Source organism: Nitrosomonas oligotropha (assembly GCF_009833085.1).
GTDB lineage: Bacteria > Pseudomonadota > Gammaproteobacteria > Burkholderiales > Nitrosomonadaceae > Nitrosomonas > Nitrosomonas oligotropha.
In genome coordinates, this window is record NZ_QRBZ01000017.1 from 21552 (window position 1) to 38425 (window position 16874).

16 protein-coding genes, 1 other RNA gene and 1 riboswitch are annotated in these 16874 nt (G+C 49.2%); of the genes, 11 read left to right on the forward strand and 6 right to left on the reverse strand.

Features of this window, described 5'->3' with window-relative positions; genetic code table 11:
* From folK to ABD07_RS06190, 5 genes are all read right to left on the reverse strand, one after another.
* Window positions 1-501 (reverse strand): 2-amino-4-hydroxy-6-hydroxymethyldihydropteridine diphosphokinase, encoded by a 501-nt coding sequence (gene folK, locus ABD07_RS06170; protein WP_160817571.1) that lies wholly within the window; start codon window positions 499-501, stop codon window positions 1-3.
* Between the two features lie 12 nt (window positions 502-513).
* Window positions 514-1902, reverse strand: a complete 1389-nt coding sequence (pcnB, locus tag ABD07_RS06175) for a polynucleotide adenylyltransferase PcnB (protein WP_160817572.1) — start codon at window positions 1900-1902, stop codon at window positions 514-516.
* 80 nt (window positions 1903-1982) lie between these two features.
* Window positions 1983-2283, reverse strand: an RNA gene (gene rnpB / locus ABD07_RS06180) — RNase P RNA component class A.
* 47 nt (window positions 2284-2330) lie between these two features.
* Window positions 2331-3680, reverse strand: a complete 1350-nt coding sequence (locus ABD07_RS06185; RefSeq protein WP_160817573.1) for a TolC family outer membrane protein — start codon at window positions 3678-3680, stop codon at window positions 2331-2333.
* Between the two features lie 88 nt (window positions 3681-3768).
* The gene (locus tag ABD07_RS06190; RefSeq protein WP_160817574.1) at window positions 3769-4422 is read right to left on the reverse strand and encodes a protein-L-isoaspartate O-methyltransferase family protein; all 654 of its coding nucleotides are present in this window, start codon (window positions 4420-4422) and stop codon (window positions 3769-3771) included.
* A 64-nt stretch (window positions 4423-4486) separates the two neighbouring features.
* Window positions 4487-4593, forward strand: a riboswitch (TPP riboswitch).
* A gap of 35 nt (window positions 4594-4628) precedes the next feature.
* On the opposite strand from ABD07_RS06190, the gene thiC reads away from it, so the two are divergent.
* From thiC to ABD07_RS14780, 4 genes are all read left to right on the forward strand, one after another.
* Window positions 4629-6524 carry a phosphomethylpyrimidine synthase ThiC gene (gene thiC, locus ABD07_RS06195; RefSeq protein ID WP_160817575.1) on the forward strand — a complete coding sequence of 632 codons (1896 nt, stop codon included), beginning with the start codon at window positions 4629-4631 and terminating at the stop codon, window positions 6522-6524.
* A gap of 33 nt (window positions 6525-6557) precedes the next feature.
* Window positions 6558-7382: an undecaprenyl-diphosphate phosphatase gene (locus ABD07_RS06200; protein WP_160817576.1), complete on the forward strand. Its 825-nt coding sequence runs from the start codon at window positions 6558-6560 to the stop codon at window positions 7380-7382.
* 168 nt (window positions 7383-7550) lie between these two features.
* Entirely contained in the window at window positions 7551-8150 is a 600-nt protein-coding gene (locus ABD07_RS06205; protein ID WP_160817577.1) for a CHRD domain-containing protein, read from the forward strand.
* 282 nt (window positions 8151-8432) lie between these two features.
* Window positions 8433-9119 carry a PEPxxWA-CTERM sorting domain-containing protein gene (locus ABD07_RS14780; protein WP_240142443.1) on the forward strand — a complete coding sequence of 229 codons (687 nt, stop codon included), beginning with the start codon at window positions 8433-8435 and terminating at the stop codon, window positions 9117-9119.
* 81 nt (window positions 9120-9200) lie between these two features.
* Here ABD07_RS14780 and ABD07_RS06215 read toward each other — a convergent pair whose 3' ends face one another.
* Window positions 9201-9653: a rhodanese-like domain-containing protein gene (locus ABD07_RS06215; protein WP_160817578.1), complete on the reverse strand. Its 453-nt coding sequence runs from the start codon at window positions 9651-9653 to the stop codon at window positions 9201-9203.
* Between the two features lie 107 nt (window positions 9654-9760).
* Between ABD07_RS06215 and ABD07_RS06220 the strand changes: the two genes are divergently transcribed.
* From ABD07_RS06220 to ABD07_RS06255, 7 genes are all read left to right on the forward strand, one after another.
* Entirely contained in the window at window positions 9761-10492 is a 732-nt protein-coding gene (locus tag ABD07_RS06220; protein ID WP_160817579.1) for a pseudouridine synthase, read from the forward strand.
* 25 nt (window positions 10493-10517) lie between these two features.
* Window positions 10518-10745: a DUF2835 domain-containing protein gene (locus ABD07_RS06225; RefSeq protein WP_160817580.1), complete on the forward strand. Its 228-nt coding sequence runs from the start codon at window positions 10518-10520 to the stop codon at window positions 10743-10745.
* A gap of 100 nt (window positions 10746-10845) precedes the next feature.
* Window positions 10846-12510: an energy-dependent translational throttle protein EttA gene (gene ettA, locus ABD07_RS06230; protein ID WP_160817581.1), complete on the forward strand. Its 1665-nt coding sequence runs from the start codon at window positions 10846-10848 to the stop codon at window positions 12508-12510.
* A 50-nt stretch (window positions 12511-12560) separates the two neighbouring features.
* The gene (gene relB, locus ABD07_RS06235) at window positions 12561-12773 is read left to right on the forward strand and encodes a type II toxin-antitoxin system RelB family antitoxin (protein WP_108697547.1); all 213 of its coding nucleotides are present in this window, start codon (window positions 12561-12563) and stop codon (window positions 12771-12773) included.
* Entirely contained in the window at window positions 12757-13023 is a 267-nt protein-coding gene (locus tag ABD07_RS06240) for a type II toxin-antitoxin system RelE family toxin (protein WP_160817582.1), read from the forward strand. The genes relB and ABD07_RS06240 overlap by 17 nt, the downstream gene beginning before the upstream one ends.
* Window positions 13024-13413: 390 nt before the next feature.
* Window positions 13414-14580, forward strand: coding sequence for an ATP-binding protein (locus ABD07_RS06250; protein WP_160817583.1), 1167 nt, complete (start codon window positions 13414-13416; stop codon window positions 14578-14580).
* A gap of 2 nt (window positions 14581-14582) precedes the next feature.
* The gene (locus ABD07_RS06255) at window positions 14583-16814 is read left to right on the forward strand and encodes a hypothetical protein (RefSeq protein ID WP_160817584.1); all 2232 of its coding nucleotides are present in this window, start codon (window positions 14583-14585) and stop codon (window positions 16812-16814) included.
* Window positions 16815-16874 lie beyond the last annotated feature (60 nt).

A 16874-nucleotide genomic window follows, 5' to 3' on the forward strand; every position in this document is an offset into this window, starting at 1 on the left:
TTAGGGCGATTCCTTTATTTGTTCCAGTTTTTGTTCGTGACACGCTGCAAGTAGCGGCGCAATGGGTCCATGACCCGGAATGTCGCAATCCGGTGCAATCTCAAACAGCGGTCTTAACACAAAAGCGCGTTGCGTCATGCGCGGGTGAGGGATGGTCAGATTGGCATCCTGGTATTGCAGCGCATCGTACAACAGAACGTCGAGATCAAGCGTTCGCGGTGCGTTGAGCGATTCGCGTATGCGCCCGTGGCGCTGCTCGATGGCTAGCAAAGCAGTGAGCAGATCGTGCGGCGCAAGCTGGGTTTCAATCCAGGTCACCGCGTTGATAAAGTCAGGCTGATCCAGCCTTCCCACCGGAGCGCTTCGATACAGCGATGAGCAGCTGATCAAGCGGGTGCCGGGCAGCCGTTTCAATTCGTCAAAGGCCTGTTGAATCTGAAGAACAGGGTTTTCCAGATTGCTGCCCAAAGCGATAAAGGCGTGGCTCGGTTTTTTATGCATGAATGGCGTGGATTAAGAGCTTTCCTGGTCAGCTGCGCTGTCCGTCGGAGCAGCGGAACCGGACGAAGATTTTTTGCGGCTGCGTCTTTTCCGGGGCTTTTTACCGGATGTTTGCTTGGGCAGCATTTTTTCCCGTTCTTCGCTATCCACGGCCAGGAAAGCTTTCCACCATTCGCCCAATTCCGCGTCCAATTCACCGCTTTCGCAGCGCAGTTGCATGAAATCGTAAGCGGCGCGAAAACGTGGATGGGCGAGTAAACGGAACGGTTTGCGTCCGCTACGCGCCTCGAAGCGTGGTTGCATCGACCAAATTTCCTGTATCACCGCGTCAAAACGGCGGGGAATCGCCAGATTCTTGTGTTGCCGCGCAAGAATCTGGTCCATCGCCTTAAATAAAGCGGGCATCGGTTTTTCGCCGGATGTTTTCAGGGAGTTCCAGTTTGCCAGCACTTCGTGCCACAACAATATGGCAAATAGAAATCCGGGTGACACGGGTTTGTTTTGCCGGATCCGCTCGTCGGTATTTTTCAGCGCGATGGTGATAAAACGTTCACCGAGGGGTTGTTCCAGAATCACATCGAGCATCGGCAGAAGACCGTGGTGCAACCCGCGTGCGCGCAATTCGACCACGCAAGACAACGAGTGTCCCGACAGTAACAGCTTGAGCATTTCATCAAACAAGCGCGATGGCGGAACATTTTGCAGCAATGGCGCCAGATCGCCGATCGGTTTGGCGGTTTCCGCGTCGATTTGCATATCCAGCTTCGACCCTAACCGCACCGCGCGCAACATACGTACCGGATCTTCGCGGAAACGCTGCTCCGGATCCCCGATAATGCGCAGTTTTTTGGCTTTAATATCTTCGTAACCGTTCAGGTAATCCAGAATCTCTTCTTTGATAGGATCGTAAAACAGCGCATTGACGGTGAAATCGCGGCGTACCGCATCTTCTTCCTGGCTGCCGAAAACATTATCCTGCAACAGGCGGCCATGCTGGTCGGTTAACGGGACTGCTGCGGAATCTTCCTCATCGTCCGGCGATGGTCCGCGGAAAGTCGACACTTCGACCGTTTCCGCGCCGCACATCACATGAACCAGGCGAAAACGCCGCCCGATGATGCGTGAACGGCGGAACAGCTTGTGGATTTCTTCCGGGGTTGCGCTGGTTGCAATATCGAAATCTTTCGGTGTCAATCCCAGCAGCAAGTCACGCACCGCGCCTCCGACGATATAAGCGGAAAACCCGCCCTGTTGCAGAGTGGTGGCGACTTTTAATGCGCACGGATTAATCTGGTTACGCCGGATGCCGTGGCGCTTGTGGGGAATGATACTCAGCGTTGCGATCGATCCGGCGGCGGGCGCTTTACGGCTGAATACCTTGCGGAGAAATTTACCGATCATTGCTAAACGTAAAGTATCAAGCGCTCATTGTGTTTTTGCATGGTGGCTACAATTCAATTCGGGTCAATTCCATTAAAATTTTGTGAAGCCAGCCGGTAAGCCGGGTTCTGTCGTGGACAGTCATTCCTCTAGACACACGGTTACCCGTGCATTCAAGCAACCTACCCGCAGGCTCTGCGAGCAACATCATCGCCTGCCTATTTGGTCTTGCTCCGGATGGAGGTTACCGCGTTTCACCGTAACTGAATACGCTCGTCTCTGTGGCCCTATTCCTCGCCTCACGGCGGACGGCCGTTAACCGTCATCCTGCTCTATGGAGCCCGGACTTTCCTCCCCCTGCGCTCAAAAAGAACAACAGGCGGCGACTGTCTGGCCAGCTTCGGCGGCTATTCTATCACTTGCTGGATTGGCCGTTGGAAGATTGTCCGTTACTTGATCAGCATGGCGTTAATTTGTATTAACGTATCCTCGTCCAATTCACCGGCTTCCGCGCTCAGGCGCAAGCGGGACATCAGGTAGCTGTGGTAGGCCTTGGCCAGATCGCGCTTGGCGGCATACAGTTGCTGCTGGGCATTGAGTACGTCGACTTCGGTTCTAACCCCGACTTGCTGGCCGAGTATGGTCGAATCCAGCTGGCTTTGGCTCGAAACCAAGGCTTGCTTGAGCGCTTTGACCTGGGCAATACCGTTGGTGACGTTCAGATACTGCTGACGCGTTTGTATCGTGATGTTGCGCCGGGTGTTTTCCAGATCGTGCAATGCCTTATTTTGCAGCGCCATTGCCTCGCGTACTTGTGATTGCACCGAAAAGCCCTGGAATAAGGGGACATTGAGCTGTAAACCGATGGATTGCGAGGTGAGATCGATACCGCGTCCGGTAATCGCCGCGCCGACGCCGATTTGATTGCTGTATTGCGCGACCAGATCCAAGGTCGGGTAGTGTTGCGCCCAGATTCTTTTTACGTTTTGATGCGCCGATTCATACGCAGCCTGCTGCGCTTTCAAGGTAAAGTTTTTTTCTTCCGCGGTGCGCACCCATTCATCCATGCTGCCGTATTTCAAAGTGGCCAGGTTGTTGGCGATTTCCCTGGCGCCGGAGAGATTCTCCGGAAGACGGTCAATAATGCCTTGCAACGCGCGCTTTTTGATTTCCAATGCATTGCGCGCGGCGATTTCCTGCGACAGTGTCAAGTCATAACGCGCTTGCGCTTCATTGGTATCGACGATGGTCGAAACGCCGACTTCAAAGTTACGCTTGGCTTGTTCGAGTTGTCTCAGGATGGCATTTTTCTGCGTCTCGTTGACTTCGACGTCGATTTGCGCGTCCAGTACGTCGAAATACGCTTGCGCTACGCGCAAAATGAGGTCTTGCCCGGCAGTGATGAATTGTGACTCCGCTTTGCTGACTTCGATTTTTGCCTGCTGGTAGATGACGATATTTTGCATGCGGAAAATCGGTTGCGTTGCCGAGATCGTAATCCCGCCGCTTTGGACGATATTGGCGCCGGGATTGATGGCCAGCCCGGTTGTCGAATTGACGATTTTGCCGGCATCAACTTCCTGCACCTGGCGCGTGCCCGACAAGGTGATGTTCGGTAAAAAACCGGCCCTGCCTTGCGGGATTTTTTCCTGAGCCGCTTCATAGGAGGCTCGCGCAGACTTGAACTGGGCGTCTTGTGTCAATGCTTCCTGATAGATATTCATCAGGTCGGCGGCTTGCAGCGGGGCGTGCGATAGCATCCCGATGCAACCAGCCCAAACGAAAGGCATAAATTTCATAGCGATTTCCGGCAATTGCCCGGAGCCGGTGATACTTCAGCTATAGGTTGATTGCTGTGGCCAATGACGCGGGTAATTGCTTTGATACTCAAAAGCTGAACCTTGCGGGTTGCTGGGCATTCACAAGCGTTGCCGTGCTGGTTTCGAACAATTGGGTAGTGGTGAATTCACCGGGAGCCACGCAGGTAATCAATAATGCTTCCATGACGGGATCTTCGCCGACAATCGCAAACAAACGCCCGCCGGGATTCAGGCTGTTTTGAAAAGCAGCCGGTAAAACCGGGGTCGATGCGGTCAACACAATTACATCGTACGGTTCATGCTTGGGCCAGCCGCGCGCGGCATCGCCCAGTTCGACGGTGACATTGGTGATGTTGTGCGCTTTCAGATTGTTTTCCGCCATCGCTTTCAGTTCGGGTATGATTTCGACGCTGTACACATGCGCGCCTCTGTCCGCCAGTAGCGCCGTCATGTAGCCGCTGCCGCTGCCCACTTCGAGAATTTTATCCGTCTTCTGGACGTGAAGTTCCTGCAGAATGCGCGCTTCCATTTTTGGGGTCAGCATGACTTGGCCGTAACCGAGCGGAATTTCCATATCGACAAAAGCGGCGGCACGATTGTCCGCCGGTACGAATTCTTCGCGTTTTACTTTGTACAGCAGATCCAGCACGTTATCGTCCAATACATACCAGGTGCGGATTTGCTGCGCTACCATGTTAAAGCGGGTTTGTTCAAGGTCCATTTCTATTCCGTATTCTTAAATTGACATAAGGCTTGCAATTATTTCACATTTCCATTAGCTTCACAGCATCAGCTAGGGGTCCGTTTTCAGAATTCTCTGATAATTTGGTGAGAAAGTCCCTTATTACCTGACGCGGATAATGCCGCCGTAGGGAAGCTGGGATTCATCCTCCCGCTCTTTATGGCATTTCTATTAAGGAGCATTTTATGAGCATTACAGTTTTAAATCAGAAAAGTTTTTCCAGCGCCACAGCCGAAGTCGACGCCGCCGCCATCAAGCCGCTGCCGAATTCTCGCAAAATCTACGTGCAGGGTTCGCGTGCCGATATTCAAGTGCCGTTGCGCGAAATCACTCAGAGTGACACAACCACGAGCATGGGCGGAGAAAAAAATCCGCCGATCTGGGTTTACGATACCTCCGGTCCCTATACCGACCCGGCAGTAAAAATCGATATCCGTTCCGGATTACCGGCGCTGCGGGAAAAATGGATTGCCGAGCGCGATGATACCGAAATTCTGGCAAGTCATAATTCCGCTTACAGCCAAGCCCGATTGAATGATCCGAAACTGGCGGATATGCGTTTCAATTTGCAGCGCCCGCCGCGCCGCGCCAAGGCCGGACTGAATGTCTCGCAAATGCACTATGCCCGCCGCGGCATCATCACACCGGAAATGGAGTATATCGCCATTCGCGAGAATCAGCGCGCGGAAGCGTTCAGCGCGCAGCATCATGATCTATTGACACGCCAGCATCCGGGGCAGGATTTCGGCGCAGCGCTGCCGAAAACGATCACCCCGGAATTTGTGCGCGCCGAAGTAGCGCGCGGGCGAGCTATCATTCCGGCCAACATCAATCACCCGGAATCCGAACCGATGATTATCGGACGCAATTTCCTGGTCAAAATCAACGCCAATATCGGCAATTCCGCATTGGGATCGAGCATTCAGGAAGAAGTGGAAAAAATGACCTGGGCGATCCGCTGGGGCGGTGATACGGTGATGGATTTATCCACTGGCAAGAACATTCACGAAACGCGCGAATGGATCATCCGTAACAGTCCGGTGCCGATCGGCACGGTGCCGATTTATCAGGCATTGGAAAAAGTCGACGGCAAATCGGAAGAGCTGACCTGGGAAATTTTCCGCGATACATTGATCGAGCAAGCCGAGCAGGGCGTCGATTACTTTACCATCCATGCCGGTGTACGCCTGGCGTACGTGCCGATGACGGCGAAACGCATGACCGGCATCGTGTCGCGCGGCGGTTCGATCATGGCGAAATGGTGTCTGGCGCATCACAAGGAAAGTTTCCTATACACGCATTTCGAGGAAATTTGCGAGATCATGAAGGCGTACGATGTCAGCTTCTCGCTCGGCGACGGGCTGCGTCCCGGCTCGATTTACGACGCTAACGATGAAGCGCAATTCGCCGAACTGAAAACGCTCGGTGAATTGACGAAAATTGCTTGGAAACACGACGTGCAAACCATGATCGAAGGCCCCGGCCATGTGCCGATGCATCTGATCAAGGAAAACATGGAATTGCAGCTGAAACATTGCGACGAAGCGCCTTTCTATACCTTAGGCCCGCTGACCACCGACATCGCGCCGGGTTACGATCACATCACTTCCGCAATCGGTGCGGCGATGATCGGCTGGTACGGCACGGCGATGCTGTGTTATGTCACACCAAAGGAACATTTGGGTTTGCCGGACAAGGACGACGTCAAAGACGGCATCATCACGTACAAAATCGCCGCGCACGCTGCCGATCTGGCGAAAGGCCATCCCGGCGCGCAAATCCGCGATAACGCGTTATCCAAGGCGCGCTTTGAATTCCGCTGGGAAGATCAGTTCAATCTGAGTCTCGATCCGGACAAGGCGCAACAATTCCACGACGAAACCCTGCCGCAGGATGGCGCTAAAGTGGCGCATTTCTGCTCGATGTGCGGCCCGCATTTCTGCTCGATGAAAATTACTCAGGATGTGCGCGATTATGCGGCCAATCAAGGCGTTGCCGAGGATGAAGCCTTGAAACTGGGAATGGCGCAGAAATCGGCGGAATTCAAGGAAAAGGGCGCTGAGATTTACAGCAAACTGTAATTTTTAATTTATGAAGGCATCACAATAACGCTTATGGATTTAGCCTTATTGCTAAAAGCGTTGATCCTGGGCGTTGTTGAGGGATTGACCGAGTTCCTGCCGGTTTCATCGACCGGCCATTTGATTCTGATTGGCGATTTGCTCGATTTCAACGACGAACGCGCCAAGGTGTTCACCATTGCGATTCAGTTGGGCGCCATTTTGGCGGTTTGCTGGGAATACCGCGCTAAGGTGATCGACGTGGTTCGCGGCATAGGCCGTAGTGCATCCGCGAACCGCTTCGTCATCAACCTGTTGATTGCATTCCTGCCGGCTGCGGTAATGGGTTTGTTGTTCATCAAAATCATTAAGTTCTATTTGTTTCACCCCATTCCGGTGGCTACCGCTTTGATTGTCGGTGGCTTACTGATTTTATGGGCGGAACGCAGGGAGCATGTGGTCGAAGTCGAGCAAGTCGACGATATGGATTGGAAACATGCGCTGAAGATCGGCCTGGCGCAATGTCTGGCGTTGATTCCGGGTACTTCGCGCTCGGGCGCTACGATCATCGGCGGCCTGTTTTTCGGTTTGTCGCGTAAAGCCGCGGCCGAGTTTTCTTTTTTCCTGGCGATTCCCACCATGTTCGCCGCTACTTTTTACGATTTATTCAAGAACCGCGAATTGCTCGATGGGAACGATTTAGGGCTGATCGCGGCGGGCTTTGTCGCGGCCTTTTTAAGCGCTTTAGTTGCCGTGCGCGGTTTGCTGCGTTTCGTCAGCAATCACGACTTCACCATTTTTGCCTGGTACCGGATCGTGTTTGGTATCGTGATTCTGGTCACGGCGTATACCGGCGTGATCGGCTGGTCGGAGATGTGAGTAAAAATTCATTCTTAAAACTAGCCGGTTAAATTCTTTTTTCCTCTCATCGAGCACTGGCCTGGCGATGTGGAAATCACCGGACAATTCGTTTGACGGCCTATTTGTCTTTCAGTACATTGGTTCATGGGAAAAAATGTTTTTTCCTATAACTTGGAGGGACAAATCATGAATATCAATAAATTACTCTTAGGCTGCTTTATTTTTATCAGCGCAACACTACCGGTTGCTGCGCACGAGGCGAAATACGCCGCACCTTTGCTGGGAAGCAGCGAAGTGCCCGCGAGCGGCTCGCCTGCTACCGGCTCGGTGCTGGTTACGATCGATTTTGACTTGGTGACGATGCGTATTGAAGCCAATTTCAGCGGTCTGCTGGGAAATGTGACAGCGGCGCATATCCATTGCTGCACGGCTCCGGGATCCAATGTGGGCGTTGCAACCCAGCTGCCATCCTTTACCGGTTTTCCTTTGGGCGTGACCGCAGGGACCTATGATCACACCTTCGATATGGCGATAGCTTCCAGCTACAACCCGACTTTTATCACCAACCACGGCGGCACCGTCAGTTCGGCATTCAACGATCTGGTACTCGGTCTTGATGCCGGAAAGGCTTATTTGAACCTTCACACGAATTTGTTCCCGGGAGGCGAGATACGAGGATTGTTAAGTCCGGTGCCGGAACCTGAAAGCTATGCGCTATTGCTGGCCGGTCTTGGAGTTTTAACACTGTTCACGCGCCGTAACAAGCGTGAAACTGCTCACGTTTGAGCGGTTTTTAACTGAAGCCAATTCGGCTTTTCGTTGCTTAATAGAAAAAAGCTACCCAAATCTAGTACAAACATACTAGTAAACTAGGCAGATTGTACATTGCGTAAAATGGCTCCTGCCGATATTGTCATTAAGCATTGGTTATTTATTACTATTTTTAATGAAACAAATGTCCGGGGCATCTTGTGAATTGTTAGCACAAGGGAGATTTTATTTTACGTGGATGGAATCTAAAGCAGGATTCGTCCGAATTGGATCAAAATAATAAGAAGGAATAATAATATGAATAAAATACAGTTTACGGCGCTGATGGCGCTAAGTGCCTTTGTCGGCACATCGGCTATGGCTGCTCCGGTATTATTCGGGCCGTCTAGCTATTTGTCGGATGCCGACATTCCCGCCGGTTTTTACCAAAGTGGCGCACCGGCTTTTCTGGATAACTTCGAGGATGGCCCTGGCATTGGCGGCGGCTTAACAGCCAGCGCGGGTTCCCGGATTGGAGTGGGATTATTTGATGGCGCCCGGGATTCGGTCGATGGCGATGACGGTGCAATTGACGGTTCCGGTCTGGCCGGTTCAAGCTGGTTCTCCGGCGCAGGTGATTCCGGTGTGCAATTTACCTACACAGGCAGCGATCTGCCGACAGCCTTTGGATTGGTATGGACAGATGGTTCCGGCTCCATTACATTCAAAGCCTTCGATGGCAGTGACACGTTGTTGTTTTCGCAGACTTTCAGTGGCATACCTGACGGTAGCTCTTCTGGTACAACCGCAGAGGATCGCTTCTTCGGTTTAACGTTCGATGGCGGTATTAAGTCGATCTTTATCTCGAACAGCAGTGGCGGCATTGAGGTGGATCATGTGCAATACGGCGCAATGTTTGCTGCACCGGTACCGGAACCCGATACCTGGGCGTTATTGATAGCCGGTTTGGGTTTGCTAGGCGTTGCTGCACGCCGGCGCGGTTGAGTCTTTAAGTTTCAAGTTGTTACTGTCAGCCGCCTGCCGGATTAAAGGCAGCGCGGCTGTATTGCTTAGATTACCGTTTTCTTAACTCTGTACCCACGGTAAACCGGCGGCTTTCCAGCCGGATGCTTTACCGCGATGACCCTGTTCATCCCGATCGCCTTCAAATCCCTCAAGAATGTTGTAGCACTCGGCAAAATCCATGTCCGTTGCCATTGCCGCCGCTTGGTTTGAGCGCGCGCCGCTGCGGCAGATAAACAGTACCGGCAGTGTTTTATCGACTTGCTGTGCGAGCTGATCCAGGAAGTTTGGATTGGGTTGCATATTGGGATATGAGCGCAATTCGATTTCCGTCGCGCCGGGAATGCGGCCGACCCAATCCAGTTCCGCGCGCGAGCGCACATCGACCAATTGTGCTTGGGTATGTTCCTGTAACACGCGGTAAGCTTCCATCGGAAGTAATGCGCCTTTGTAGGGAAGCCCCAATTCTTGCGCGCGTTGCTGCGCTTTTTCCAGTATTGCTGCGGTAGTTTCCATAAATGATCCTAGCGATGTTATTAAAAATGATCGATTGATTACCTTTATAATACCGGTAACGCCTACTTTTCATTCCATTCCTCGAATTTCCAATATTATAGCGCTTCATGGAAAAAATCCGCTTATCCAAACTGATGTCCGAGCAAGGACTTTGTTCGCGCCGTGAAGCGGACCGCTACATTGAGCTGGGCTGGGTGTTTGTCGATGGCGTGCGGATTTCCGAGCTTGGCACGAAAATTTATCCAACGCAGAAAATCACGTTGAACAAAGCGGCACAGGTGCAACAAACCGGTTTGGTCACGATCCTGCTGAACAAGCCGGTCGGTTATGTGTCGGGACAGCCGGAGCCTGGTTATCAGCCTGCCGTGGTGCTGATCAAACCGGAAAACCAGTTTATTTCCAAGCAACCGGCCAAGCGTTATCAACCCGCGCATTTAAAAAATCTGGCGCCAGCCGGGCGGCTCGATATCGACTCGCAAGGCTTGCTGGTGCTGACGCAGGATGGCCGTATCGCCAAACAGCTCATCGGTGAAAACTCCAGTATTGAAAAAGAATATCTGGTGCGGGTCGACGGCGGCTTACCACCGGCCAAGCTGGCATTGCTCAATCATGGTTTGAGTCTCGACGGCCAAGCTTTAAAACCGGCGCAAGTGAGCTGGCAAAACCAGAATCAATTGCGTTTTATCCTGCACGAGGGCAAAAAACGCCAGATCCGCCGCATGTGCGAGCTGGTCAATCTGAAAGTGACCGGCCTGAAGCGGGTGCGCATCGGCAAAGTGCGCTTGGGCAATTTGCCCGAAGGCCAATGGCGCTATCTGGAGGATGGCGAGAAGTTTTGATGGTGTTTCCTGATTGAGGTTGTTCATGCATCAACGCTTGCATGTTGTGCTTAAAATTCCCGCGCATCAATTGCTGTACTACTACGAAGGTGCAGTGGATACCGTGGCGGCTGAGGCAATCGATGGCCGCATCGTTCATTTTCCGGCCAATGTATTGCGTTCCGTGGTGCGGAACAACGGGGTGTACGGCACGTTTGAATTGGTTTTCGACGAAAACAATAAGTTTGTATCGATCAAGCGCATGGGCAGTTGAGCAAATCCCTTCCATTTGGCTATCATTGCCGCGAGACGTGCGCTAAACTCACCGTCTATTCGTTTCTTAATTTTTTTCATATCAAACAAAGATTAAACCCATGGCTCAATATGTAATGTCGATGCTCCGCGTGAGCAAAATAGTTCCTCCCAAACGTCAGATTATCAAGGATATCTCGCTCAGCTTTTTTCCCGGCGCAAAAATCGGTCTGCTCGGTTTGAACGGCTCCGGCAAGTCCACCGTGCTGCGTATCATGGCCGGTGTGGATAAGGAATTTGACGGCGAAGTGCAGCGCCTGCCGAATATCCGCATCGGTTATCTGCCGCAGGAACCGCAGCTGAACCCCGAACACACCGTGCGTCAGGAAGTCGAGGAAGGCATGGGCGAAGTGATGCAGGCACAGAAGAAGCTGGAGGAAGTGTACGCGGCGTATGCCGAAGAAGGCGCCGATTTCGATGCCTTGGCCGAAGAGCAAGCACGGCTGGAGGCGATTATCGCCACTTCGGGCAGCGATACCGAGCACCAGATGGAAATCGCCGCCGATGCGCTGCGTCTGCCGTCGTGGGATGCGGTGGTTAAGAACCTGTCCGGCGGGGAAAAACGCCGCGTGGCGCTGTGCAAGCTGCTGCTGGAAAAACCCGACATGCTGCTGCTCGACGAGCCGACCAACCACCTGGATGCCGAATCGGTCGAATGGCTCGAACAATTTTTGGTGCGTTTCCCCGGCACCGTCGTCGCGGTGACGCATGACCGCTACTTCCTCGACAACGCCGCCGAATGGATTCTCGAGCTCGACCGCGGCCACGGCATCCCGTGGAAAGGCAATTACTCCAGCTGGCTGGAGCAGAAAGAAGCGCGCTTGGAGCAGGAAAACAAGCAAATCGATGCGCACATGAAAGCGATGAAGCAAGAACTGGAATGGGTGCGGCAAAATCCCAAAGGCCGTCAGGCCAAATCCAAGGCGCGGATCGCCCGCTTTGAAGAACTCAATTCGCAGGAATACCAGAAGCGCAACGAAACGCAGGAAATTTTCATTCCGGTCGGCGAGCGATTGGGCAATGAAGTCATCGAGTTTAACGGTGTGTCGAAATCCTACGGTGACCGGCTGCTGATCGACAATCTCAGCTTCAAAGTTCCGCCGGGCGCGATCGTCGGTATTATCGGCCCGAACGGCGCGGGTAAATCGACCTTGTTCAAGCTGATTACCGGCAAGGAACAAGCCGATTCCGGTGAAGTGAAAATCGGCCACACCGTACAGATTGCGCACGTCGATCAAGCACGCGACTCACTGGAAAACGACAAAACCGTATTCGACGCCATTTCCGGCGGCAACGATCTGCTCGTCGTGGGCAAATACACCACCCCGGCACGCGCCTATCTGGGCCGTTTCAACTTCAAAGGCAGCGATCAGCAAAAAATCATCGGCCAGCTCTCCGGCGGTGAACGCGGCCGCTTGCACCTGGCGCAAACCCTGATCGCCGGCGGCAACGTGTTGCTGCTCGACGAACCGTCCAACGACCTCGACGTGGAAACGCTGCGCGCACTGGAAGACGCCCTGCTCGAATTCGCTGGTTGCGTACTCGTCATCTCGCACGACCGCTGGTTCCTCGACCGCATCGCCACCCACATCCTCGCCGCCGAAGGCGACTCGCAATGGACCTTCTTCAATGGCAACTACCAGGAATACGAAGCCGACAAGAAAAAACGCCTGGGTGAAGAAGGCGCGAAACCGAAGCGGATACGGTATAAGCCGATTAGCAGGTAACTTTGGTTTTTCACAACTATGTAATGGGATGATCATTGCAGGAGAACAACATGCTGGCAATTAAATTACCCGAAGAAATCGAAAATCGTCTGGCTGAACTGGCCGCCAAAACAGGGCGCACTAAAACCTATTATGTGCGCGAAGCGATTTTGGAGCATCTCGATGAATTGGAAGAAAAATACTTGGCGATAGATCGTCTGGAAAAAGCAGATAAACGCTGGACATTGGACGAAGTGGAGAAAGGTGTTGATTTGGAAAGTTGAGTTTGACGATGCAGCAGTAAAAGAGCTGCGAAAACTTGATCATCCCGCGCAACAGGACATCCTAAGATATTTCCGTGAGCGTATCGCAACCGATGAAGATCCGCGCAGATTTGGGAAACAATTGACTCATGATCTTTCCAATTTGTGGCGCTATCGTGTGCGAGACTATCGCATGATTTGTCAGATTGTCGATGAGAGACTAACAGTATTGGTATTAACTGTCGGCCATCGTAAAGATGTATATAAATAAGCAACTTGAATTAATGCCGACAGAAAAATTAACACCAGTAAAGTTACGGCATCAGCCGCCATGGCGAGCACGCACCGTTGCTGTACTACCTGATTATTGCCTTTCAGTGACTTGTAACGACGGCGTGGCTGGTACCGTAGATATGTCGCAACTTATTAGCCGGTATTTATCCAGCCTTGAAAGACGCGCAATTATTTAATCAGGTTCGCATAGAACTCGGTACGCTCACATGGCCAAATGGTGTCGATCTAGATCCGGTATGGTTGCATGAGGAGATTGGGAAAACTGGAACTTGGTATGTTCCGGGTTAGTAGCAATCTATCAATGATTTTATCTCTGTGTGGAAGCTATCAGAATGACTAGATTTAATTATTTGAGTTAGAAGATAAAATGATTTCATTTAAGTCAAATCATACTCTTAATCAGATTGAAGATTTATATTCGGAACTTCAGAATAATTCAACTATAGACATACGTTTGCCGGAACACTTAATGCAAGGTGGTGGTTTTGGAGTTACTTCTGCAATAATTCAATTTATTGCTACATGGTCGCGAAGTGATAGCAAAAATAGATTATTTCCATATAGTCAGAAAGCTGGGGTTCTTTCATATGCAAAACTATTACATCAGCCTCATGGGCTAATTGCATGCTATATGGCTCCCAATATAGTAGACTCCAAGTGGAATACTCTAAAGAAATCTGAAGTATTAGCTCAAGCAGCTTCGTATATTGAGGCTATGCAAACAAGTAAATTTCGCGAAACAATGAATGGTCGCGGAGCAATTCTGGCTTGCTTTGCGGGCGCAAGAAATGAATTTCTAATACCACTATATGAGCGTCCCGACGTGCAAGGATTGCGAGGAATTAGAGATTTTGAATTACTAACGCAACGACTTATAAAGTGTTGTGCTCCCTCAACTCTGCGATATCTGCCAGAAACACATATTCAAACAATAAGCCTGCTTATTCGTGAGCTATTTGAAAATACTAATGATCATGCGACTACAGATGAGTGTGGGAGAGAATATTGTTGGGATTATCCAAATGTCAGAAGTATCGTTGCAAAATATATTGCATTTAATCCGAAAGATACAGGGTCAATAAATGCACTGAGTGATGCACCGCATCATATGTTTTATCAAAAGGCGCTATTAGATTATACAGCGACCAGAACAATTGATTTTCTTGAGGTAACCGTTATTGATAGTGGTCCAGGTATAGCCAAGAGATGGTTATCACATGTTGATCCAAATGCTTGTGCCGAGAATATTCTGATTGACGAAGAGGAAAAATTAGTTAAGGAAGCATTTAAACTCGGAAAAACAACTAAAAACATTAGAGGCACAGGGGTCGGGCTTGATACTGTAATAAAAAGTTTGGTTAAGCTGAAGGCTTTTCTTCAACTAAGAACTGGTCGGCTTTGCTTGTACCAAAACTTTTCAGATAATTCAAAACAAGAATTTGCACCAAGTCACTTGCAGAACAATAGGAAAAAGTTACCAAGGACTGTTGGCACATCGTTTTCAATCCTTATTCCATTGTCGAGCAAGAAGTAATCATGCGAGGCTATTTTTCAATAGATATACGTGATGAAGAGAACGACGGTCCTATATTAGATTATCGATTCTTATTTAAGTCTCAAGGTATCGTTAGCCCAGCGGATTTGGCAGATTGTTTAACACAAGCGTTGCGACGAGCTCTTTTTCCCGATGCTATCATTTTTGTTTGCATTCCTAGCGAATTTGCGCAATTGGCTGAATCATTCAAGACTAGTGACGGAGTGAAACAGGCGCTTGAGCGTGCAAGTTCGAAAGTATGTGTGGCAATTTGCAAATTAGATATGTCAGGAAGTTTGGGAAAACCAGAATGTGTAAAGAATCATCATAGTTCGTTTCCCTTGATTGAAAAAAAACATAAAGAAAAGATTTTTCGTGAAGGATTACGAAAATTATTTGATACACCGAAAGTTTTAATACCTGCGCCTGCTGGATTTATTTTTGTTAAACCATCAAAAAATCGTTCAAAATATTTCTTGCGAGCTGAAGAAGCTTTTCATGAAACTGAACGAGTTCATTTTCTTGCTTATACAATACTGAGCAAAATTGCCGAACGAGAAAAAGAGACTCAGGAATCTATTGAAGTTATCTTCGTTGATACCATGGGAATTGCCAGCTTAGCATATGTCTTGCGTGAACTTTATCATGAATTCTATGAGAGACCACGACCTAGGGTTGAGAGTTTTCATTCTTACGGAGGAATCAAAAAAATACCAATTCCTCTAAGAGGTACTTCTTTTTGTATCATCTCAGCATCATCTTCTATGGCGATGCAAAGAGATTGGCGAGAACTTACTCGCTGTTTCCCTTCGGAAGTCGTAACACTGGTTACTTTTAGAAATGCTAAGGACAGCGAACAAGCTATTTATGCATTTGATTCAGTTAATTCGAATAACAACTTTGAAAATCAATCGGGATTACGTGATTTACGCATAGTTGGGGAAAGTTTTACTCACGAAGATGTACCGCTTAAATCGGTATTGTTAAGAGCCTCGGTTCATAGACAAAAGAAATGGTTTGAACTTGGGCCAAAATACTCTTGTTTGAAATTATTTTCGCTCATGAAAGCAGGGGAAATACTAAGCAAAACACGACCTATTTTTGTAGAAGGTGAGAAATTACTTGAGTGCGATATTTTTAAGAACTTTCTTAAGAAAGAGATCATGCAAAGTGTACCACTTTCGGTTCAAGCTATTGTGCATCAAGATGATAAGGATTCTAGAAAATTAGCTGAGATATGCGCATTTCGTATTAGAGAGATTAGAGAAGAAAAAGAAACTATAAAAGTGATTAGTGCCAATGACTTAGAAAACAATTCATGTCATCTCAATGAGGAGAAGGCCTTACTTATAGTTGCAGCAGTGATTGGCCGTGGAACAAAATTACTTTCAATAAGCAGAAGTTTGCGTGACATCCATATCGGTGCTCGTCACTATATGATCGGTTTTCAATTAACCGAATCAATTAATGATTGTGTGCAGCTTAAGAACAATCTGAAATTTTCAGCGATTAACTCGGTTATCAATATTTCTATTATGGAGAGTCTTGCAATTGGTCGTACTGTCGAGGATACATACCACGCTGAATTAAAAATTTTTAGCTCAAATGATTTAACCAGTTTTCCTTGTCTTAAGGATCGGATCGACGAATTGCGTCAAAAAAAAGGCGTGAAACAAAATGCTTTCTTACCTGCTACTTTACATAGCGAGAAAGATTTAAAGTTACGTAAAGACTTTGCATTCTGGAATGAGGATTATGATGAGGAATTAGATCATTCTGTAGCTGTATTGCTTACAGCTGCTTTAATACTTCAACATGCAAGAGAATTTAATAAATTTGAAGACGATACCCATCGATTGGCATCTGATACTTTTCAGCAAGTCGTGCTTGATCCAGAGAATTTTACTCGTTACAACGATGGTGTAATTCAAGCTGCGCTATTGCGTGCCGCACATCCATCTGAACTTGATTATTCTTCACACGAAGAAGTAAGTCGGCGTATGACAGACATACTTTCTGGGATATTTAGAATGAATTCTCGCCAACAAGGGGAAGCAGCGCTGGAGTTTGCTTTTGCATTAAGAACTGAACGTTTAAAACTTTGTGATTCGGACATAGAAAGACTAAAGCAAGAGATTAACAGTTTGAGTAATGAAAGCGGAGAAAAATATGTAGTTCTTTTAAAAAATCTCATGGATATGGATACTCCCGAAGTATCTGAAAAGAGTATTTAGATTTGGTGCTACTATTTTTTTGCGGCTACATAATAAATTGGAGTGTGCTAGTCCGTTTTG